Below are 23,196 nucleotides of genomic sequence, written 5' to 3' on the forward strand. Positions count from 1 at the left end.
CGCCGCCCGTCCACGGCTAAGCGCCGGGGGCGGGCGCGCCCGCTTTTCAAAGACGCCTTCGGCCCCCGGCCGCGGGCGCCGGGAAGGCCCGCCCCATGATCCTGTCGAACCTTTTCGTCGATGTCAGCCTCCTGAAGACCAACCCCGATTTCCGCCGCGTGCTGATCGCCCGGACGATCTCGCTGATGGCGCTCGGCCTGCTGTCGGTGGCGGTGCCGCTCCAGGTCTACGCGCTCACCGGATCGAGCCTTCAGGTCGGGGTCGCCGCCGCCTGCGACGGCACGGGCATGTTCCTGGGCCTGCTGCTGGGCGGCGTGCTGGCCGACCGGGTGGATCGCCGCCAGCTGATCCTGGTCGCCCGCAGCGTCTGCGGCCTGGGCTTCCTCGGGCTGGCGGCCAACGCGGCGCTGCCCTCCCCGTCGCTTCCGGCGATCTACGCCCTGTCCTTCTGGGACGGCTTCTTCGGAGCCATCGGCGTCAACGCCCTGCTGGCGGCGATGCCCCATCTCGTCGGGCGCGCCAATCTGGTGCAGGCCCGCGCGCTGGGCATGCTGTCGATGCGCGTCGCCACCATCCTGTCGCCGGCGCTGGGCGGCCTGCTGATCGCCGGGCTGGGCGTCGGCTGGGTCTATCTGCTGACGGCGCTGGGCACCGGGCTGACCGTTCTGACTCTGCTCGGCCTGCCCCGGATGATGCCGCAGGGCGAGGCCGGGGAGAATCCGCTGCGCGCCATGGCGCAGGCCTTCGCCTTCCTGTTCGGCCACAAGGTCATCGTGAGCGTGGTCGCGCTCGGTTGCCTGACCACGGTCGCCACCTCCATCCGCATCCTCTTCCCGGCCCTGGTCGAGGAGGTGTTCGGCGGCGGCGCCTTCGAGACCGGGTTGATGTACAGCGCCGTTCCCATCGGGGCGACGCTGGGCGCGGCACTCAGCGGCTGGGCCGCGCAGCTGGAGCGGCCGGGTCTGGCGATGGGCGGTGCCTGCATGGGCGCCTTCGCCTGCGTCGCCGTGATCGGGGCCGCCGGAAGCCTTCCCAATGGTCTCTATGTGGCGCTGCCCGTGCTGGTGCTGTTCGGTTACGCCACCTCCATCGCGTCGCTCCTGGAATACAGCATGGTCCAGGGCCACACGCCCGACCGGCTGCTGGGCCGCGTCAACAGCCTGTGGACCGCGCAGGACGTGTTCGGCGACAGCGCCGGCACCATCGGCCTGGGCCTGCTGGCGACGATGCTGAGCCCCGCCGTGGGAATCCTGGCGCTCGGCCTGGGCACTCTGACGCTCGCCGCCGCCGTGACCGCCACCGCCACCACGATGCGCGGAGCGCCGATGAGCGATCCCGCCCTGGAGGGAACCGGATGATGACCCGCGCCATGCCGATCCTGCTGAACAGTGCCCTCCTCGCCGCCCTGCTCGCCGCGGCCCTTCCGGCCGCCGCCCAGACGCGGGTGAAGGTGACGGCGGTGGTCGCCGCCCCCGTCCGCCAGACGCTGCATCTCCCCGGCACGCTGGTGTCGCCGCAGAGCAGCGCCCTCTCCGCCCAGGTCGAAGGCCGGGTGGACGCCCTGCTGGTCGAGGCCGGCGAGCGGGTGGAGGCCGGGCAACCGCTGCTGCGGCTCGACGACACCATCGCCCGGCTGGAGCTGGAGCGGCTGGAGCATTCCCTGGCCGAGGCCGAGCATCTCCAGCGCGACGCCCAGCGGCTGGCCCGCGAGGCCGAGGCGCTGGCCGGCGTGCAGAGCGTCTCGCAGTCCCGTTACCGCACGCTGCTCGCCCAGGCCGCCATCGAGGAGGCCAAGGTCCGCCAGCTCCGCGCCGCCGTCGCCATCCAGCGGGAACAGGTGACGCGCCACGGGCTGACCGCGCCCTTCGCCGGGGTGGTCACCGAACGGCGCACCGAACGCGGGCAATGGGTGGGGTCCGGCGGCTCGGTGTTTCAGCTCACCGCCACCGACCCGCTGCGCGTCGTCGTCGACGTGCCGGAGCGCCAGCACGGGCGCATCGAGGCCGGCACGCCGGTCACCGTTCTGGTCGCCGACGCGGCGGAGGGGGCCGGCATTGCCGCGGCGGTCGAGCGGGTGGTGCCCGCCGCCGATCCGGTCAGCCGCAGCTTCCGCGTCCACATCGCGCTTCCCAACCCCGAGGGACGGCTGATGCCCGGCATGTCGGCGCGCGTCGGCGTCGCGCTCGGCCCGGCGCCGGGGATGGCGGAGGTCGCGCTCCAGGTCCCGGCGGACGCGGTGCAGCGCCATCCCGACGGCAGCGCCCGCGTCTGGGTGGTGCAGCGCGGCGGCGACGGGGCGGTGGCCCGCCCGGTGGCGGTGCGCACGGGCCGCCATTCCGGCGACCATGTGGAGGTTCTCAGCCCCGAGCTTCGCCCCGACGATCTGGTGGTCGTCCAGGGCAACGAGGGTTTGCGCCCCGACCAGCCGGTCGTCCCGGACATGGTGGGGTGAAGGTCCGAAGTGCAAGTTGATGAACCCTCTCCCCTCCGGGGAGAGGGTGGCCCGGAGGGCCGGTGAGGGGGTTGCGCTTTTGCCGGACGCTCAAAATCGCGCAACCCCCTCACCCTAACCCTCTCCCCGGAGGGGAGAGGGGAAACCGCAAGTTTCCTATCCGGAGTCGCGATGACCCGCCTGATCCTGCGCAACCCGCTGGCCGCTTTGGTGTCGGTCCTGATCCTGTGCCTGCTGGGCGCGGTGTCGGTCTTCCGCATTCCGGTGCAGATGATCCCCGACATCAGCCCGCGCCGGATCATGGTGGACACCAACTGGCCCGGCGCCACCCCGCAGGACGTCGAGCAGGAGATCCTGATCGAGCAGGAAAAGTACCTGCGCGCCATCCCCGGCCTCGTCCGCCTGTCCTCGAACGCCGAGTTCGGCGGCGGTCAGGTGGAGCTGGAGTTCCCCTCCGGCACCTCCGTCGACGAGGCGCTGATCCACATCGACAACGCGCTGTCGCAGGTCACCGACTATCCGGAGACGGTGGACCGCCCGCGCATCGTCGCCGAATCCGCGACGGCCGAGCCCTTCCTGTTCTTCGGCGTCGAGCGGCTGGACGGCTCCACCGACGCGGACTCCATCCAGCGTGAGACCAACTGGATCGAGAACGTCCTGCGCCCCCGGCTGGAGCGTGTGGCCGGCGTGGCGAAGGCCGAGGTGATCGGTGGGGCCGCGCAGGAAATCCACATCCTGCTCGACCCGCTGAAGCTGTCCGCCCGCAACCTGAATGTGGGGACGGTGCGCGACGCCGTGCGGGCGCGCAACCGCGACGTCTCCGGCGGCGACCGCGACTTCGGCAAGCGCCGCTATTTCCTGCGCACCATCGGACGCTTCGCCGATCTGGAGGATCTGGCCGATCTGATCGTCGCGCGCGAGAACGGAACGGCCATCCGCCTGCGCGACGTCGGCTCGGTGACCATGGCGACCCAGGAGGCGCGCAGCGTCGCCTTCGCCGACGGGCGCCCCACCCTGCTCGTCACCATCGGCAAGCGGGCCGGCGCCAACGTCATCGCCGTCAAGGAGGCGGTGACCGGGGCGGTGGAGGAGCTGAACCGCCACGCCCTGAAGGAGCGCGGGCTGACCATGCGGCTGCTGTCGGAGGACGTGCGCTACATGGAACGGTCCATCGACAACGTGCTGAGCAACCTGATCGCCGGCAGCGTCCTGGCCGCGGTGGTGCTCCTGCTGTTCCTGCGCTCCATCCCGGCGACCGCGGCGGCGGCGGCAAGCATGCCGGTCTGCACGCTGGCGACCCTGCTGGTCCTGGCGGCGGCCGGGCGCAGCATCAACGTGATCTCGCTGTCCGGCGTCGCCTTCGCCATCGGCATGACTCTCGACAACAGCGTGGTCGCGCTGGACGCCATCGCCCGCCACCTGCGCATGGGCAAGCCGAAGGCCGCCGCGACCGAGGACGGCATCGCCGAGGTGTGGCCGGCGATCCTGTCCTCCACCCTCACCACCGTCCTGGTCTTCCTGCCGGTGCTGTTCATTACGGCGGAGGCCGGGCAGCTCTATTCCGACATCGCCATCGCCATCACCGGCGCCGTCGTCATGTCGATGGTCGCCGCCCTCGTGCTGGTCCCCGTCGTCGCCGGGCGCTGGTCGGTGGCGTCCCCGGCGGCAAAGGCGCCAAAGGACGGCGCGTTGGGTGTGGCGGTGCGCTGGATGCTGCGCAGCGCCCGGCGGGAGCTGACGATCCTCGCCGTCTCCGCCGCGGCCATGGTGGCCGTCATGCTCACCATGGTGCCGCCCGCCGAATATCTGCCGGAGGGCGAGGAGGCCACCGTCTTCAGCTTCATGGCCGCCCCGCCCGGCTACAGCATGGACGCGATGCAGGAGGTCTGGCGGCAGATCGACCCGCTGCTGAGCCGTCAGGTGGGCGCGGCAAGCACCGACGCCGAGACCGGCATTCCGCCGCTGCGCGTCAACCTCAGCTTCATCCGCCCCGGCTTCATCCGCTTCGTGACGGAGCCGATAAACCCCGCCGACACCGACGCGCTGATCGCCAACGTCACCAAGCGGATGCGGGCGATTCCCGGCATGCGGGGCTTCGCCGCGCGCGGGTCGATCTTCTCCGGTAACAGCGGCGGCGCCCGCGCCATCCGGCTGGAGCTGAGCGGCGGCGATCTGACCACGCTCTACGCCACGGCGCTGACGGTGCTCGATCGCGCGGGCGACCTGTTCCCCGACGGGCAGGTCAACAGCGATCCCTCCCCACCCACGCTGGCCATGTCGCAGCCCTTCCTGGAGCTGCACCCGAACTGGGAGCGCGCCGCCGAGATGGGCATCGGGCTGGCCGAGCTGGGCTACACGCTGCGCGCCTATTCGGACGGCGCCTTCGCCGACGAGTATCTGCTGAACGACGAGACGCTGGACATGTATCTGAGGGTGGCCGGGGGCCTGGGCCGCGACCGCCAGGGCTTCGCCGATCTGGTGCTCCACACCGGCCGCGGCGCCCCGGTGCCGCTGTCCAGCCTCGCCGAGCTGCGGGAAACCGTGGGCGCCTCCAGCATCGCGCGGATCGACGGGTTCCGGACGGTCACCCTGACCATCATCCCGCCGCGCTCGGTGGCGCTGGAATCCGGCATCGCCGCGGTGCGGAGCGATCTGGTGGACCGGCTGCGCGCCGAGGGCGTGATTCCCGACGGGATGAGCACCCGCATCACCGGGGCCGGCGGATCGCTGGACGAGCTGCGCTCCGCCCTAACCGGCGGGTTCCTGCTGGCTCTCGCCATCACCTATCTGGTGCTGGTCGCCGTCTTTTCGCACTGGGGCTATCCGCTGATCATCATGGCGGTGGTGCCCACGGGGATCGGCGGCGGGCTGGTCGGGCTGTGGCTCTACAACCTCGCCGCCGGCCTGCCGGGAGGCTTCGGTCCGCCGCAGCCCTTCGACGTGCTGACGATGATGGGCTTCCTGGTGCTGGTCGGGACGGTGGTGAACAACCCCATCCTGATCGTCGAACAGGCCGCCGTGAACCGCCGGACGCACGGCATGTCCGGAGCGGAGGCCATCGCCGACGCCTTGCAAAGCCGGCTGCATCCCATCCTGATCACCACGGTGACGACGATTGCCGGCCTGATCCCGATGGTGGCGGTGTCCAGCGCCGGAACGGAGCTGTACCGCGGGCTGGGACTGGTCGTGCTGTGCGGCCTGCTGATCTCTAGCTTGGTGACGGTGACGGTCCTGCCCGTCGTGCTGTCCCTGGTCTTCCGCCTGTCCGACCGTTTGGGCGCCAGAACGCACGACCGGAGGGTGGCCGAAGCGGGCGATTAATTCCGAGAGCGAAAAATCCCGCGTCGGTTGCAGAAAGCGCTTGCGCGGAATCGGACATATCCCTATATTGCGAATGAGAATCATTCGCATTTTTATGCATGCGGACGCCGCTCACGACCCCGGCAGAACGCCGGTGGTGATTCCCGCGCCCACACGGACCGATGGCGGCGCGCCTTTTTTCCGAACATGTCAACGTCGTCCGCGCTGGCGGATGGACAGTGGAGGCTCGTGTTTCCATGGACGTTCTACCCCTGCCCGCCGGGGAGCGGCCGCCCGGCGGCCGTTCCGACCCGGATTTTGCCTTCGCCTCGCGCGGCCGCGTCCTGAAAGCCTATGGCGTGGATGAGCGGCTGGACGTCGCCCTCGACGACCGCAGCTTCGCCGATGGCCGGTGGGAGGAGGCGCTGGACCGCGCCTTCCGCCGCCGCAAGGCCCAGGGTGTCGAGAATCCCATCCTGGTCGGCGCCGTCCCCTTCGACGGACGGCAGCACGCCCGCCTCTTCATCCCCGAGCATTGCGATTGCGAGGATGCCGGCCGCATGGCCGCCGACCCCGACCCCGTCGCGCTGACCGCCCTTGATGAGACGGTGGGGCGCAACGCCTTCGAAGCGGCGGTGGCCCAGGCCATCGACCTGTTCCGCGACACCGCGTTGAAAAAGGTCGTTCTGTCGCGTCCGCTCGACGTGGAAGCGCGCGAACCCTTCGCGCCGGGCCGCCTGCTGCGCGCCCTGCTGCGGCAAAATCCCGGAGCCCACGTCTTCGCGGCCCCGGTCGCCTACGGACAGACCCTGGTGGGGGCGAGTCCGGAACTGCTGATCCGCAAGACCGGGCGGACCGTGGTCAGCAACCCGCTGGCCGGGTCCGCCCCGCGCAGCCCGTCCGCCACGGTGGAGCGCCAGCGCACCGCCGCCCTGCTCGCCTCGGCCAAGGACCGGACAGAGCACCGCTACGTCGTCGATGCCGTGCGCGCCGCGCTCGCCCCCCATTGCAACCCGTTGTCCGTGCCGGACGCGCCCAGCGTGATCCGCACCCCGACCATGCTGCACCTGTCCACCGAACTGACCGGCGAGCTGGCCGATCCGGCGGTGTCGTCGCTGCGGCTCGCCCACGCGCTGCACCCCACGCCGGCGATCTGCGGCACGCCGACCGGCCTCGCCCGCGACGCCATCGAGCGGCTGGAGGGGTACGCCCGCAACTGGTACGGCGGCATGGTCGGCTGGATGGACAGCCGGGGCAACGGCGAATGGGCGCTGTCCATCCGCTGCGGGCTGGTCCAGGGCCGGCATCTGCGCCTCTATGCCGGGGCCGGGATCGTCGCGGAGTCCGACCCGGCGGCGGAGTGGGAAGAGACGGCGGCCAAGCTGACCACCATGCTGAACCTGTTCGGCGTCGCGTCCGCCCGGCCCTCCAACACCGACCTTCCGGTGGAGCTGGCGTCGTGACCATTCCCTTCACGCCTTGGCCCGCCGCGTTCGCGGAGCGTTACCGCGCCAAGGGCTACTGGACCGGCGACCCGCTGACCGACGTGATCGACCGTCACCGGGGCGCTGCGGCGGAGGCCACCGCGATCCTCTGCGGAGAGCGCCGGTTCCGCTACGCCGACCTGCAGCGCCAGTCGTTCCGTCTGGCGGTGGCCTTCCGTGCCCGCGGCCTGCGGCCCGGCGACACGGCGCTGGTCCGCGTGCCCAACCGCGCGGAATTCTATCTGGTCTTCTTCGCCCTGCTGCGTTGCGGCGTGGTGCCGGTCAACGCGCTGAACAGCCACGGCGTCTACGAGCTGACCGCCTACGCGCGCCAGATAGAGCCGGCGCTGGCCGTGCTGCCGGCGGCGGACCAGGCCTTGGTCGCCCTGATGACGCAGACCGTCGGGGCGGAGCGGCTGCTCCTGCTCGGCGCGCCGTCCGACGACGGGATCGGCGGCCTCGCCTGGGCCGACGGCGATGCCTTGGCGGAGGAGGACGCCGGGCCGGCCCCCGTCGCCGACTTGGCCGCCGACCCGTCAGGCGTGGCCTTCTTCCAGCTGTCCGGCGGGAGCACCGGCACGCCGAAGCTGATCCCGCGCACCCACGACGACTATCTCTACAGCGTCCGCCGCAGCGTCGAGATCTGCGGGCTGGACGGGTCCTGCCGCTTCCTCTGCGCCCTGCCGGCGCCGCACAATTTCACGCTCAGCTCGCCCGGCGCGCTCGGCGTGTTCCACGCCGGCGGCACGGTGGTGATGGCCGGCGACCCCAGCCCCGCCACCTGCTTCCCGCTGATCGCGCGCCACCGCGTCACCTGGGCGGCGCTGGTCCCGCCGATGCTGTCGGTCTGGCTGGAGGCCGCCGGCGGCGCCGAGGACCTGTCGAGCCTGGAGGTCGTCCAGGTGGGCGGCGCCAAGCTCAGCCCCGCCGTCGCCGAGCGGGTGCCGGAGCGGCTGGGCTGCCGCCTCCAGCAGGTCTTCGGGATGGCGGAAGGGCTGGTGAACTACACGCGGCTCGACGACGATGCCTGGACGGTGGTCAACACCCAGGGCCGCCCGATGAGCCCCGACGACGAGATCCGCATCCTCGACGCCGCCGGCCACCCGGTCCCGCCCGGCACGGTGGGCGAGCTGTGGACCCGCGGCCCCTACACCTTCCGCGGCTATTACAAGGCCGAGGCGCACAACGCCCGCGTCTTCGACGCCGAGGGCTTCTATTGCAGCGGCGATCTGGTCAGCCTGGCGCCGGGCGGCAACCTCGTCGTCTGCGGGCGCAACAAGGACCAGATCAACCGCGGCGGCGAGAAGATCGACGCGCAGGAGGTCGAGGACCTGCTGGCCGCCCATCCCGCGGTGGGCCACGCCGCCGTCGTCGCCATGCCCGACGCGCTGATGGGCGAGCGGTCCTGCGCCTTCGTGATCGCCCCGCCCGGCACCAAACCGTCGGAGCTGCGCCGCTTCCTGCGCGGCCAGGGGCTCGCCGACTTCAAGCTGCCCGACCGCTTCGTCTTCGTCCCGGACCTGCCCAAGACCGCCGTCGGCAAAGTCGACAAGCAGACCCTGCGCGAGCGGGCGCGCCAAGACAACGCATCCATGGAAACGACCGCATCATGACCATCCGATCCATCGCCCCCTACGCCCTGCCCACCGCGGCGGAGCTGCCACAGGACAAGCTGTCCTGGAACCTCGACCCCGCCCGCGCCGTCCTGCTGATCCACGACATGCAGGACTATTTCGTCGGCTTCTATGGCGCGGCGAACCCGGCCATCGTCAGCTGCATCGACCGGATCGTCCGGCTGAAGCGCCATCTGAAAGCGCTGGGCGTGCCGGTCGTCTACACGGCCCAGCCGGCGGTGCAGTCCGACGCCGACCGCGGCCTGCTGAACGACCTGTGGGGGCCGGGCCTGACGGCCAAGCCGGACCTCGCCGGCATCGTCGCCCCGCTGGCCCCGGACGCCGACGACCGGGTGCTGACCAAATGGCGCTACAGCGCTTTCTTCCGCGCGCCGCTGGCCGAGATGATGGCGGAGGCCGGGCGCGACCAGCTCCTGATCTGCGGGATCTACGCGCACATCGGCGTGATGCAGACGGCGCTGGACGCCTTCATGCGCGGCATCAAGCCCTTCCTGATCGCCGACGCCATCGCCGACTTCTCGCGCGAGGATCACATGATGGCGCTGCGCTACGTCGCGCGCAACGCCGGGCGGACGATCCATTCCGACAGTGTGCTGGCCGCCCCCGCGGCGGTGCTGAGCAAGGAGGGGCTGCGGCGCATCCTGCTCGCCTCGCTCGACGAAGCGCCGGGGGACGACGACAACCTGATGGATTTCGGCCTCGATTCCATCGCGGTGATGCAGGTGGTGGACCGCTGGAAGGCCGCCGGCGTCGAGGTCGGCTTCGCCGAGCTGGCCGCGCAGCCGAGCATCAACGGCTGGTGGGCGCTGATCGAGCCCCGGCTGGCCGCGTCCGGGCGTGTGGCGGCATGACGGACTTCGCGGGCCGGACCGCCTGGGTGACCGGCGCCGGGCAAGGGATCGGGCGGGCCGTGGCCGACCTCTTCCACGCCCGCGGCGCCATCGTCGTCGCCTTCGACCGCCACTGGCACGACAGCGGGGAGCGGCCCTACCGCGCCGTGACGCTGGACATCGCCGACGCCGACGCGGTGGCCGGAACCTGCCGGGCGCTGTTCGCGGAAGGAACGCGGATCGACGTCCTGGCCAACGTCGCCGGCATCCTGCGCATGGGACCGGTGGAGGACACGACCGATGACGACTGGCGCGACAGCTTCGCCGTCAACGTGGCCGGTCCCTTCCACATGATGCGGGCGGTGATCCCGGCCTTCAAAAGCGGGGGGAACGGCGGCGCCATTGTCAGCGTGTCGTCCAACGCCGCCCATGTGCCGCGGATCGGCATGGCCGCCTATGGCGCGTCGAAGGCGGCGCTGACCAGCCTGACCATGGCGGTGGGGCTGGAGCTGGCGCCCTACGGCGTGCGCTGCAACGTCGTTTCCCCCGGCTCCACCGACACGCCCATGCAGCGCGCGCTGTGGAGCGGGCCGGACGGAGCGGCGCAGACCATCCGGGGCAATCCCGGCCAGCACAAGCTCGGCATCCCGCTCGGCAAGCTCGGCACGCCGCGCGACGTGGCGGAGACGGTGGTCTTCCTCGCCTCGCCCGCCGCCGGCCACATCACGCTGGCCGACCTGCTGGTGGACGGCGGAGCGACGCTGGGGCGCTGATCCTTATCGTTTCCAGGAATGATCCAATGACGAACGACCAGTATGTGAACCCCTTCGACGACGACCGTCACGACTTCCTGGCGCTGATGAACGATGCCGGCCAGTTCAGCCTGTGGCCGTGCTTCGCCGCGGTGCCGGAGGGCTGGACCGCCGTCTTCGGCCCCGCCGGGCGCGCCGCCTGCCTCGACCATATCGAGGCCGCCTGGGCCAGCCTCACCCCCACCAGCCTCACCCCGGCCGCCGCCTGAGCTTCATAGCCCTCTCCCCTCTGGGGAGAGGGTGGCCCGGAGGGCCGGTGAGGGGGTTGCGCTTGTGCCGAACGTCTCGACACGCGCAACCCCCTCACCCTAACCCTCTCCCCAGGGGGAGAGGGAATTCAACGTTTCATATCAAGGACAGGGCCATGCGCATCATCCCCCTGCTGGGCACGCAACTGGGCATCTGGCTGGCGGATCAGGTCGCGGCCCGGAAGAACGCCTATGTCATCGCCCACGCCATTGAGCTGAACGGCGCCATCGACGCCGTGCGCCTGTCCCAGGCCATCCGCGACGGGCTGGCGGAGGCCGACACGGTGACCGCGCGCTTCGCCGAACGGGACGGCCGCGTCGTCCAGATTTTGGGCGGCGATCCGGTGGCCGAGCCGGAGCGTATGGACCTGACCACCGCCACCCACCCGGAGGCGACGGCGCGCGCCGTCATGGCCGACGATCTGGCCGCAGACCTGCCCGCCGATGGCGACCGCCCGCTGTGCCGCCACATCCTGTTCGACGTCACCGGGGCAGACGGAGCGCCGCGCTGGATCTGGTACCAGCGCTACCACCACATCATGCTGGACGGTTACAGCTTCAACGCGCTGACCCGCCGCATCGCCGATCTGTACGGCGCGGCTGTCGCGGGGCGGGCGCCGGCCTCCTGCCCCTTCGTCTCCGTCGCCGCGGTGGCGGAGGAGGAAGCGGCCTATCTCGAATCCGATGCGCTGGTCCGCGACCGCGCCTATTGGAGCGGGCTGTGCCGGGATTTTCCGGCGCCGCTGACCCTCTCCGTCCAGGGAGCCAAGCCGACCGAGCAGCAGGCGACGTCGGAGGTGGTGGCCCACACCGCCGCCCTGCCCGACCCGCTGGCCCGCGCGCTTGGCACGCTGGCGGAGCATTGCGGCGTGTCGGTCGCCGATCTGGCGATGGCCGGCATCGCCGTCTATCTGCACCGGCTGTCCGGCGACCCCCGCCCGGTGGTGGGCGTTCCCTTCATGCGGCGCATGGGCTCCGCCGCCGTCCACGCCATGGCTCCGGTGGTCAACGTGCTGCCGGTGCGCATCGACCTGACCGGGGCCGGCACGCTGGCCGAGGCCGCCGGACGGGTGCGCGCCGCGCTGCGGGAGGCGCGCCGGCACCAGCGCTACGACGCGGAGCGCATCCCCCGCGATCTGGGTCAGGTCGGGTCGGGAAAGGCGCTCTACGGCCCGGTGGTCAATTACCGCCTGTTCGATTACGACCTGGACTTCGCGGGCGTGGAGGCGGTCACCCACCATCTGGCGACCGGCCCGGTGGACGATTTCGAGTTCGGCCTGATGACGCGCGGCGGCGGCATCGCGCTGGAACTGCGCGCCGACCGCACGCGCTACACGGTGGGCGAACTGGCCCGCCACGCCCGGCGCCTGATCCGGCTGCTCGACGCCGCCGTGACCAGCGCTCCGCTGGACGGCCTGCCGGTGATGGACGCCGACGAGGAAGCGGCCATCGCCGCTTGGTCCAGCGGTCCCGTCTTCGCCGCCCCGGAGCGCCCGGCGACCCTGGTGGAGGTTTTGGACCGCCAGTCCGCCGAGACGCCGGAGGCCACGGCGCTGGTGTTCGGCGAAACCCGCATCCCCTTCGCGGAGCTGTCGGGCGCGGTGTCGCGGCTGGCGCGTCTGTTGATCGCGCGCGGCGTCGGCCCCGGCGACGTGGTGGCGGTGGCGGTTCCGCGCTCCGCCGACACGGTGGTCGCCATGCTGGCGGTTCTGGCGAGCGGCGCCACCCACCTGCCACTGGACCTCGACTACCCCACCGAGCGGCTGGCGATGATGTGCGAGGACGCCGGGCCGCTCTGCGCCCTGAGTTGGGCCTCGGTGGCCGGGCGGCTGCCCGCCGGGCTGGAGGCGCTGTGCCTGGACGACGCCGACCTGCTGGCCGCCTGCGCCGCCCTGCCCGGCGGCCCCGTCGCGCCGGCGGAGCGCAAGGCGCCCCTGACGCCCGGCCATGTCGCCACGATCATCTTCACCTCCGGCTCCACCGGGCGCCCGAAGGGGGTGATGAACACCCACGGCGCGCTGCTGAACCTGCTGCTGTCGCACACGGCGACAGTCTACGGCCCGGCCCTGGAGGCCGTTCGGCAGCGCCACGGCACCCGCGTCCTGAGGGCCGCCCACACCCACTCCTTCGCCTTCGATTCCTCTTGGTTGCAGATCTTCTGGATGCTGCTGGGGCAGGAGCTTCACGTCTTCGACGAGGAGATGCGGCGGGACGCCCACGCGTTGGTGCGGGAGGTGCGGGACCGGCGCATCGACGCCATGGACCTGCCGCCCTCCTTCTGCGCGCAGATGCTGGCCTGCGGTCTGATGGAGCCGGGCCATCACCAGCCGACGCTGATCCTGATCGGCGGCGAGGCGGCCTCCCCCGCCCTGTGGGCGGACCTTCGCGGCCATGCCGATCTGATGGCGGTGAACCTCTACGGCCCGACCGAGAACACGGTGGACACGCTACGCGCGCCCGTCACGGCGGCGGAGCGGCCGGTGGTCGGGCGCCCGGTCGGCAATGTGCGGGTCCATGTGCTGGACAGCCGGCTGCGCCCGGTGCCGGTGGGCGCCGTGGGCGAGCTGTACATCGGCGGCGCCGGTCTGGCAGCGGGCTATGTGGGCCGTCCGGGGCTGACCGCCCAGCGCTTCGTCGCCGATCCGTTTGGCTCGGGCCCCTTCGGATCGGGCGGGCGGCTCTATCGCACCGGCGATCTGGTGCGCTGGACCGGCGATGGGCAGATCGACTTCATCGGTCGCGCCGACCACCAGATCAAGGTCCGCGGCTACCGCATCGAGATCCCGGAGGTCGAGGCCGCCCTTCACCGCCTGCCCGGCGTGTCCGGCGCGCTGGTGGTGGCGGAGGCGGTGAACGGCAGCCACCGGCTGATCGCCTACTGCACCCTGGCGGAGGGGGTGGATCGGACGTCCCGCGACCTGCTGCACGGGCTGCGCGAGCGGCTGCCCGACTACATGGTGCCCTCGGCGCTGGTGGTGCTGGACGCCTTCCCGTTGACCGTCAACGGCAAGGTGGACCGCGCCCGCCTGCCCGCCCCGGCGGCGGAGACCGGCGGCGCGGCTCCCGCCACCCCGGCGGAGGCGCTGCTCTGCCGCGCCATGGCGACGGTTCTGCGCTTGCCGGCGGTCGGCGCCGACGCCGATTTCTTCGCGCTCGGCGGCGACAGCATCAGCGCCATCGCGCTGGGCAGCGCCCTGCGCGCCCACGGGTTCGAGCTGCGCCCGCGCGACGTCTTCGCCGGACGCGACCCGCGGCGCATGGCGCTCGCCCTGACGGCGCTGGTTGCAGAACGCCGAACCGCCATGGCGACGCCCGCCGTCGATTTGGCGGCGCTGGAGGTCCGTCACGGCCCGGTCGCCGCGGCGGTGCCGCTGCTGCCTTTGCAGAAGGGCATGCTGTTCCAGAACCAGCTCGGCGGAAAGGCCAGCGCCTACAACGCCTTCACCGCTCTCGACCTCGACGGGCCGCTGGACGCGGAGCGGCTGGAGCGGGCCTTCGACGCGGTGTTGCTCCGCCACCCGCAGCTTGCCGGGCTGTTCGACCATGACGGTGGCGGCGACCCGCTGCTGGTCATCCCAGCCCTGCCGGACGGCGGCGCCGGACTGTGGGCCGTCGAGCGGCACGACCTGTCGGACCAAGCGCCGGAGGCCCGCGCCGCGGAACTGGCCCGCATCGAGGCGGCGGCGGCGGAGCGTGCCAACCCGACCGACCGCTTCCTGGGCTTGGTGAAGGCCATCCTCGTCCGCACCGCGCCGGACCGTCATCGGCTGCTGATCGCCGTGCATCATCTGGTGGTGGACGGCTGGTCGACGCCGTTGCTGCTGCGCGACCTGCTGACCGCCTATGGGCAGGGTCCCGGCGCGCTGACGCCCCTGGCCATCGGCTATCCGGCGGTGATCCACGGCCTGCTGGCCCGTGACCGGGCCGCGAGCCGGGACGCCTGGGGCGCGGCGCTGGCCGGGGCCACCCCAACCGTCCTGTTCGACCCGGCCCGCTCCGGCGGCGACGCGCCGATGGAGGAGGCGGAGCTGGCCCTGCCGGCGGAGCTGACCGACGCCCTCCTCTCCCGGCTGCGGGCGGAAGGGCTGACCCTGAACGCGCTGATGCAGGCGGTGTGGGGGCTTGTGCTGAGCAATCTGGCGGGGCGCGACGACGTGCTGTTCGGCACGCCGGTTTCCGGACGCTCCGTTGCCGTTCCGGGCGTCGAACAGCAGGTGGGGCTGTTCCTGAACACTTTGCCGGTGCGGGTGGCGCTTAACCCGGCGCAGTCGCTATGGGAGCAGCTTCCGGCCATCCAGGAGCGCCACATCACCCTGATGGAGCATGACGGCCTGGGCCTGTCGGAGCTTCAGGCGATGGCCGGCGGCGCCGCGCTGTTCGACACGCTGCTGGTCGTGGAGAACTACCCGGACAGCGGATACGAGGCCCTCGACCTCGGCGGCGTCCGCGTCTCCGGCGTCCACAACCGTGGCTACAGCCACTACCCGCTGGCCCTGCTGGTCCTGCCGGGCCGCGAGCTGACCCTGCTGGTGGAGAACCGCGGCGCGGTGCCCGACACGACGGCGCTGGGGGAGCGGGTCCGCAGCCTGTTGGTCGCGCTGGTCCGCCATCCCGAGACGCCCGTGGCCGCCCTGCCGACCCTGACGGAGGGGGAGCGGCGGCACCTCGCCGCGGTGAACGCCACCGCGCGGGCGGTTCCCCGGACCACGCTGCGCGACCTCCTCGTCGCGCAGGCGGCGCGCACGCCGGACGCCATTGCGCTGGAGGATGAGCGGGAGAGCCTGACGTTCCGCGACGTTCGAGGGCGGGTGACCGTTCTGGCCGGGCGGCTGCGGGCCCTGGGCGTGGGCCCCGGCGACGTGGTCGCGGTGGGCGTGCCGCGCTCCGCGTCCCTCAGCCTGTCGATCCTGGCAGTCATCGAGGCGGGGGCGGCCTATCTGCCGCTCGACCTCGGCTATCCGGCGGAGCGGCTGGCCTTCATGCTGTCCGACGCCCGCCCGCGCGCCCTGATGACCGACGCGGCCTCGCGCCCGCTGTTCGGCGACGCGGTGCCGGTGCTGTTCGTCGATGAGGACGGCGGGGCAGGATATGGAACGCCTCTGCTCGCGGACGGGCTGACGCCGGAGCACCCGGCCCCTGAACACCCGGCCTACATCATCTACACGAGCGGCACCACGGGACGGCCCAAGGGCGTGGCGGTGTCGCACGGCGCCATCGTCAACCGCATCCTGTGGATGCAGAACGAATACCCGCTGGGGCCGGACGACGCGATCCTGCAGAAGACGCCCTGCGGCTTCGACGTGTCGGTGTGGGAGTTCTTCTGGTCCTTCCTGGTCGGGGCGCGGCTGGTCATGGCACCGCCCGAGGCCCACCGCGACCCGGCGGCGCTGGTCCGGCTGATCGAGGATCACCGCATCACCACGATCCACTTCGTGCCGTCGATGCTGGCCCTCTTCACCGCCAGCGTGATTGAAAGCCACGGCCCCGATGCCGCGGTCTGCACCAGCCTGACCCGCGTCTTCTGCAGCGGGGAGGCGCTGGCGCGGACCCTGTCGCGCGCCTTCACCGGCCGCTTCGGCGCGGCGCTGCACAACCTCTACGGCCCGACCGAGGCGGCGGTGGACGTCACCTATTGCCCGGCGTCCGACGCCTGGATCGAGGGAGATGGCGGCGTTCCCATCGGCCGGCCGGTGTGGAACACGCGGCTCCGCATCCTCGACCACGCCCTGCGCCCGGTGCCGCCCGGCGCGGTGGGGGAGTTGCATCTGTGCGGCGACCAGCTCGCCATCGGCTATCTCGGACGGCCCGGCCTGACGGCGTCGCGCTTCGTCGCCGACCCCTTCGATGCGGGGCGGCGCATGTACCGCACGGGCGACCTCGCCCGCTGGCTGCCGGACGGCGTGGTCGAGTATCTGGGCCGCACCGACCATCAGGTGAAGATCCGCGGCCAGCGCATCGAGCTGGGCGAGATCGAAAGCGCGCTGGCCGCCCTGCCCGGCGTGGCCCAGGCGGTGGTGACCGCCGTGGCGCTGGGCGACGGCGGGTCAGAAGCCGGCATGGACCGGCGCCAACTCGTCGCCTACCTCGTTCCGGCGGAGGGCCACGCGGTGGACGAGGCCGCCCTCCGCGCCGCCCTGCGGGACACGCTGCCGCCGCACATGCTGCCCGCCACCTATGTGACGCTGTCCACCCTGCCCCTGTCGCCGAACGGCAAGCTGGACCGCAAAGCGCTGCCTCTGCCCGCAGCGACCGCCCAAGGGGCCGCGTCGGGCCGTCCACCGGCGCCGGGCCTGGAAAGCCATCTGGCGGTTCTCTTCGCCGAACTGCTGGAGCGGGAGCGGATCGCTGCGGACGACGATTTCTTCGCCATCGGCGGACACTCGCTGCTGGCGATGCGGCTGGCGGCGCGCATCCGCCGCGACCTGGGTCAGCCGGTGGCGGTCAGCCAGATCATGGTCGCCCCCACCATCGCCCGGCTGGCCGCCCTGTTGGCCAATACCCAACTGGCCGAAGCGGGCGGGCGGGACGAGCCGGAGAATCTCGGTTTCGCGCCGGTGATCCGCCTGCGCGACGGGTCGGGGCCGCCGCTGATCTGTCTCTATCCGGGGTCCGGCCTGTCCTGGCAGTACAGCGTGCTGTCGCGTTACGTGAGCGGCGACCGGCCCATCGTCGGCCTGCAATCGCCACGTCCCAACGGCCCGCTGGCGCTCAGCGCCGACCTCGACGAACTGTGCGACCGCCAGCTCGCCATCCTGCGCGCGGTGCAGCCGCAGGGTCCCTACCACCTGCTGGGCTATTCGCTGGGCGGCACGGTCGCCTACGGCTTGGCGGTGCGGCTGCGACGGATGGGGGAGCGGGTGGATTTCCTTGGCCTGCTCGACACCTACCCGGCGGAGGCCCACGACTGGAGCGGGCTCGGCCGCACCGACGCCGATCAGGCGGCGGAACGCGAGCAGGAACAGTTCCTGAGCGACGCCCTGGCCGACGTGATGGACGAGGATCTGCGGCGGGAGAAGGTGGAGATGTTCGGCCACATATTCGGCAACTACAAGGACGCGGTGCGGGTTCTCTCGAAGGCCCGCACCCCGTCCTACGACGGCGAGCTGACGCTGTTCGTGGCCGAGAAGTCGATCCCGCCGGAGATCGATCCCGAGGGAAGCTGGGCAGGCCGCGTCGGGCGCCTGTCCGTCCACCGCCTGTCCCACTGCGCGCACGAGGACATCATCGCTCCGGCGTCCCTGCGGATCGTCGGCCCCCTGCTCGACCGGGTGATCGCTGAGGCAGCGGCGGCGGCCGACGCGGAACCGGTCCGCGCCGCGGTGGGCGGATGAGAAAGGCCGGGCGATTGAAGCGTCTGACACTTGTGGGACTGATGATGACGGTTCTGAACGCCTGCGCGGCGATGCCCGAGCGCTCCCCGCTGGTCCTGGACGTTCCCGTCGTGGGGACGGAACAGGACGCCGTCCATTCCCTGGACCTCGACGACGGCGACTATGTGGAAGGCGTGCTCGATTCGGGAACGGACGCCGCGGAGCTGCGGCTGATCGACCAGGAGGGGCGCCCCGTCCGGCTGCTGCTGAACGGCACGACAGGGCGGGAGGTTTTCCGGTTCGTCGCCGAGCCCGGTATGGCGGCGCTGCGCGTCACGCTGCGCGGGACCGGCGGCTATCGGCTGGCGCTGACCCGCCGCATCGCCGTCTCGGACCAGCGTGCGGGCCGGCGGGAGTATCTGAGCCCGACCATTGCCGCCCTGGCGGAAACCGTGGGGCGCGGCGGTGGGACCGATGCCTTCTGGCAGGACATCGCACGGCGTGGCACGCCCCTGGTGGAACCATTGACCAACGCGCCGGGATCGGACCGGGTGGTGATGACCTTCCTGGCGCGGGGCGCCCGCCACAACGTGCGCCTGCTCGGCGGACCGACCTCCAACCACGAAAATCTCGAGCGGCTGGAGTGGAGCGACGTCTGGTTCAAGAGCTTCGTCGTCCCGGCCTCCACCCGCCTGTCCTACCGGATCGCGCCGGACGTTCCGGAGTTCCGCGGAACCTGCCGCGACTGCCGGCTGGCCATCCTGTCGCAGCTTCAAGCCGATCCGCTGAACCATCACCCCTGGCCGGCCGACGCACCCGATCCCTACAACCAGGCTTCCCTGGTGGAATTGCCGGGCGCCCCTGCCCAACCCGGCCTGGAAGGCGGCTGGGCCGAACCGGCGGGCCGGCTCGTCGCCGAACGCTTCGCCAGCCGCATCCTCGGCAACAGGCGGGACGTCGTGGTCTACGCGCCGCCCGGCGTCGATCCGACGGAGAAGGACACGGTCCTGCTGCTGCTGTTCGACGGGCCGGACTATCTCGACAGCCGCGCGCCGGTTCCGACCATGCTCGACCGGCTGACCGGCGATGGCCGCCTGCCGCCGACCGTCGCCGTCTTCATCGCCAACCCCAGCGCCGAGGCAAGGGAGCGCGAACTGCCGGCCAACCCCGCTTTCGCGGCGATGCTCGCCGACGAGCTTCTTCCCTGGTTGAGAGAGCGGATGGGCATCCGGACCCGACCCGACCGCACCGTTCTGGCCGGGTCCAGCTACGGCGGGCTGGCGGCGGTGTCCGCAGCGCTGGCCCATCCGGACCGGTTCGGGAACGCGCTGTCCATGTCCGGCTCCTTCTGGTGGCATCCGGACGACGCACCGCCGGACCGCCCGGAGCATGTCGCCGGACTGGTGGCGTCCCGTGATCGCCGTCCGGTGCGTTTCTTCCTCAGCGCCGGCCTGTTCGAGAGCGGAGGCGACGGTGAGATCGGCATCCTTGAAAGCTCCCGCCACCTGCGGGACGTTCTGGAGGCCAAGGGCTACGAGGTTACCTACCGCGACTATGCCGCCGGGCACGACCGGTTCGCTTGGCGGGGCATCCTGGGCGACGGCCTGCTGGCGCTGTTCGGGCGCTGATGCTTCGCCGGGGTACTGGGCCGGGGTGCTGGGCCGGGGTGCTTAGAGGATGTCGAGCGGCGCCAGCAGGAAGGCGACGTCCTCGGCGCTCAGGACATCGGCCTCGGCCCCCTCATGGTCGTAGATGGCCTCGCCCAGCCGGCGTTTGCGCTCCTGGAGGTCGCGCATGCGCTCCTCGACCGTTCCGGCGGTCACCAGCTTGTAGACGAAGACCGGTTTGTCCTGGCCGATGCGGTGGGCGCGGTCGGTGGCCTGATCCTCAACCGCCGGGTTCCACCAGGGATCGTAGTGGATCACCGTGTCGGCCGCCGTCAGGTTAAGCCCGGTGCCCCCGGCCTTCAGGCTGATCAGGAACAGCGGCACTTCACCCGCCTGGAACCGGCGCACCGGAGTCTCGCGGTCCCTGGTGGCGCCGGTCAGCTCGGCGAAGGCAATGCCGCGCTCCTCCAACTCGGGCTTGATCAGGTCGAGCATCGACGTGAACTGCGAGAACAGCAGGACACGCCGTCCATCCGCCAGCAGTTCCGGCAGCATCTCCAAAAGGCGGGCCAGCTTGGCCGAGGCGGCCCCCGCCGCCGTCCGCCGGCGCGCCGTCTCCAGCTTCACCAGCCGCGGGTCGCAGCAGACCTGCCGCAGCTTCAGCAGCGCGTCCAGGATGGTGATGCGGCTGCGCGCCAGCCCCTTGCGCGCGATCTCCTCGCGCACCCGCGCGTCCATGGCCAGACGGATCGTCTCGTAGAGGTCGCGCTGGGCGCCGCCCGGCTCCACGCTCTCGACGATCTCGGTCTTGGGCGGCAGATCGGCGGCCACCTCCTCCTTGGTCCGGCGCAGCAGGAACGGGCGCAGCCGGCGGGCCAGCACCCGCTGGCGCCCGGCGTCGCCGTGCTTCTCGATGGGCGTGCGGAACTGCCGGCGAAAACCGGTGCGGTCACCGAGCAGGTCTGGCACCACCACCGAGAACAGCGACCACAGCTCGTCGAGATTGTTCTCCAGCGGCGTCCCGCTCAGGCACAACCGCTGCCGCGCCTGCAACCTCTGCGCCGCCTTGGCCGCCTGCGAGGCAGGGTTCTTGAGATACTGCGCCTCGTCGAAGACCGCCAGATGCCAGCGCTGCTCCGCCAGCACCGCGGCGTCGCGCGGCAGCAGGGCGTAGGAGGTCACCACCAGATCATGGTCCGCCATCGCGGCGTGTCCGGCCTTGCGTTGCGGGCCGTGCAGCACCAGGGTCCGCAGTTCGGGCGCAAAGCGCTGCACCTCCGCCCGCCAGTTGCCGAGCACACTGGTCGGAGCCACGAGCAGGCTGGGCCGGTCGAGCCGCCCGGCCTCCTTCTCGGCCAGCAGGTGGGCCAGCGCCTGCACCGTCTTGCCGAGCCCCATGTCGTCGGCCAGGATGCCACCGAAGCCGTGCCCCGCCAGGAACCGCAGCCACGCCAGGCCGGCCTGCTGATAGGGCCGCAGCGTCGCCCGGAGCCCGGCGGGCGCCGGGACGGCGGGAATGCCGCCGGCCTCGCTCAGCGCCGCCGCCATGCGGCGGACGGCGTCGGCGCCCAGGACCGGGATGCCGGCGGTGGACGCCGCGTGCTCCAGCGCCGCGAGATCGCCCAGCTGCGCGCGGCCGATCCGCAACCCCTCCCCGTCCACCTGCAGGCCGAACAACTCCATCAGGACATGGATCAGCGGCCGCACCCGATCGACGGCGAGCGGCAGGAAACGGCTGTCGCCGACCGGCACGTACAGCGCGCCCTCCGGCGCCAGCGCATCCAGCGCCAGATCGAAGCCGCTCGGCACGGCCTCGTCCTCCCCGCCGTTCCAGACATCGCTGCCCGCATCGAAGGCATCGGAGTCAGGGCTGCCCAGGACGGCGATCACGGAGCGAAGCACCGGCAGCAGGTCGATCCGTTCGCCGCCAACCTCCACGCCGAGGGTGACGCCGAACCAGTCGATCCCGGTCCCGTCGCCCAGTTCGAGCGCCCAGTCGCCCGCCGCCTCGACCACCTGGTAAGGAAAATGCCGGTCGATCTCGACGGTCCAGCCTTCGGTGCGCAGCGCCGGCACGACGGTGTCGCAGAGCCGCAGCCAGCCGGCGGCCACATCGAACAGGTCGCCGTCGATGGTGAAGAGCCGGCGCTGGCCGGACGTATCCCCAGCTACCGTCAGGGGCAACTCGCTGGCGCTCAGGCCGAGTTTGCGAAGACGGGCGGCGGCCTTGGCCTCCGCCTTGCCGTCACGGGGAACCGTGACCAGGACGCCGTCCTCCATCCATTGGATCGGCGCCGAGGGCGCATCCAGCGCGACGCGCCGGCCGGTGTAGTCGAAGCTGAGTCCGGCCACCGGAAGGCTCGGGTCGAAAGCGTCTCCGGCCGGATACCGTCCGTAGGATGGGAAGGTCGGTCGTTGCCCGAGCAGCAGGCGCAGCACCGGCCGCGGTACGACCCGGCGGGTTTCGGAACCGGTGGGCGGGTCGGGAAGAACCGGCAACAGCGCGCCGAACCGTGTGGCGCCGTCACGGAAGGCCGGGACATCGGCCGGCGCCAGGGGCGGGGACGCCAGCAGGGCGGCGGCCATGTTCGCCGGCACCTCGGCGGAGACCGTGCCGCACTCCCACCGGTCGAGGTCGATGTAGACTGGCGGCGCGGTGGGCAGCAGACGCACCGACGCGCCGGCGCCATCGGTGTCAAGATCGATGGTGAAGCGCTGCCGGCCTTCGGTGTCGGGCTCCCAACGGGCGCGGCCGACCCGAACCGGCCCCGGCCTCAGCGGCGGGTTGGCTCGAACATCCTCCCAGTACAGGCGGCCGGTCCGCAGCATCCGCTCGATCAGCCAGACCGCCCACTCCGCCCGCAGCGGCGTCCCGTGCCACGACGACAAGCCGTAGCCGCGCTGCTCCAACACCGCCAAAAGGATGGCGCGGTCGGCCGGCGTGACGAATTTGGCGACCGAGGCACTGCGGACGTTCTCGGGGTCGTAGGGCTTCTCCCGCGCCCCGAACTGGTCGTCCTTGCGCAGGGAAACGGTCACGAAGCGGGCCACCACCTCGCAGCCATCCGCCTTTTCGTCCATCCGCAGGACATAAAGCAGGCGGGTGCGCACCGTGTCCGGATAGCTGTCACCCGAATCGAGCGCCGCCGCCGCCTCCATCCGGGACAACATCCGGCGGACGGCCACCGGCAGCTCGGGCGAGCCCGGAGACGGGGGCGCCATATCGGCCGACGCACCGGCCCAGGCGATGACGGCGGCGACGACGTGCTTGCAGTTCAGGCCCACCGGGCACTCGCAGACACCGCTGATGGACGCAGGGACGCCGCCGCGCAGGAACAGCCGGATGTCCTGGCGGTACGGCGACGGCTGCGAGCCGCGCACACACGCCGTCACACGAACGGCGCCGTCCGTGCCGGCTTCGCAGTGGAGCGCGGTTACTCGTCCCTCGCGATAATAGCGCTCGCCCCGTTCGAAGGCCGCCACGTCGAAATGGCGGCGGAGCATGGACTGGCTGATCAC

11 protein-coding genes are annotated in these 23,196 nt (G+C 71.7%); 10 read left to right on the forward strand and 1 reads right to left on the reverse strand.

The features are described from left to right. The first annotated feature begins 95 nt into the window (after positions 1–95). The 10 genes from entS (at position 96) to DXK32_RS16325 (ending at position 19,698) form a co-directional block, all read left to right on the forward strand. Complete coding sequence (entS, locus tag DXK32_RS16280; RefSeq protein WP_114859470.1) at positions 96–1,358, forward strand: enterobactin transporter EntS; 1,263 nt, start codon at positions 96–98, stop codon at positions 1,356–1,358. After that, positions 1,355–2,452: an efflux RND transporter periplasmic adaptor subunit gene (locus tag DXK32_RS16285; RefSeq protein ID WP_114859471.1), complete on the forward strand. Its 1,098-nt coding sequence runs from the start codon at positions 1,355–1,357 to the stop codon at positions 2,450–2,452. Before entS ends, DXK32_RS16285 begins: the two co-directional genes overlap by 4 nt. A gap of 171 nt (positions 2,453–2,623) precedes the next feature. Next, positions 2,624–5,773 carry an efflux RND transporter permease subunit gene (locus DXK32_RS16290; protein WP_114859472.1) on the forward strand — a complete coding sequence of 1,050 codons (3,150 nt, stop codon included), beginning with the start codon at positions 2,624–2,626 and terminating at the stop codon, positions 5,771–5,773. Positions 5,774–6,009: 236 nt separating this feature from the next. After that, entirely contained in the window at positions 6,010–7,215 is a 1,206-nt protein-coding gene (locus DXK32_RS16295; RefSeq protein ID WP_114859473.1) for an isochorismate synthase, read from the forward strand. Beyond that, complete coding sequence (locus tag DXK32_RS16300; RefSeq protein WP_114859474.1) at positions 7,212–8,849, forward strand: (2,3-dihydroxybenzoyl)adenylate synthase; 1,638 nt, start codon at positions 7,212–7,214, stop codon at positions 8,847–8,849. The genes DXK32_RS16295 and DXK32_RS16300 overlap by 4 nt, the downstream gene beginning before the upstream one ends. After that, positions 8,846–9,721: an isochorismatase family protein gene (locus DXK32_RS16305; protein WP_114859475.1), complete on the forward strand. Its 876-nt coding sequence runs from the start codon at positions 8,846–8,848 to the stop codon at positions 9,719–9,721. The genes DXK32_RS16300 and DXK32_RS16305 overlap by 4 nt, the downstream gene beginning before the upstream one ends. Then, a complete protein-coding gene (dhbA, locus tag DXK32_RS16310; protein WP_114859476.1) occupies positions 9,718–10,473 on the forward strand; it encodes a 2,3-dihydro-2,3-dihydroxybenzoate dehydrogenase in 756 nt (251 codons plus the stop codon). The genes DXK32_RS16305 and dhbA overlap by 4 nt, the downstream gene beginning before the upstream one ends. Positions 10,474–10,499: 26 nt before the next feature. Next, entirely contained in the window at positions 10,500–10,721 is a 222-nt protein-coding gene (locus DXK32_RS16315) for an MbtH family protein (protein WP_114859477.1), read from the forward strand. A 155-nt stretch (positions 10,722–10,876) separates the two neighbouring features. Continuing rightward, positions 10,877–18,091, forward strand: a complete 7,215-nt coding sequence (locus DXK32_RS16320; RefSeq protein ID WP_114859478.1) for a non-ribosomal peptide synthetase — start codon at positions 10,877–10,879, stop codon at positions 18,089–18,091. A gap of 41 nt (positions 18,092–18,132) precedes the next feature. Beyond that, positions 18,133–19,698 carry an alpha/beta hydrolase-fold protein gene (locus tag DXK32_RS16325; protein ID WP_247877187.1) on the forward strand — a complete coding sequence of 522 codons (1,566 nt, stop codon included), beginning with the start codon at positions 18,133–18,135 and terminating at the stop codon, positions 19,696–19,698. Between the two features lie 42 nt (positions 19,699–19,740). Here the strand turns inward: DXK32_RS16325 and DXK32_RS16330 are convergent, their stop codons facing one another. Then, positions 19,741–23,196 (reverse strand): DEAD/DEAH box helicase, encoded by a 3,456-nt coding sequence (locus DXK32_RS16330; RefSeq protein WP_114859479.1) that lies wholly within the window; start codon positions 23,194–23,196, stop codon positions 19,741–19,743.

The sequence above is a fragment of the Azospirillum brasilense genome (genome assembly GCF_003349955.1).
GTDB classification, from domain to species: Bacteria; Pseudomonadota; Alphaproteobacteria; order Azospirillales; family Azospirillaceae; genus Azospirillum; species Azospirillum brasilense_B.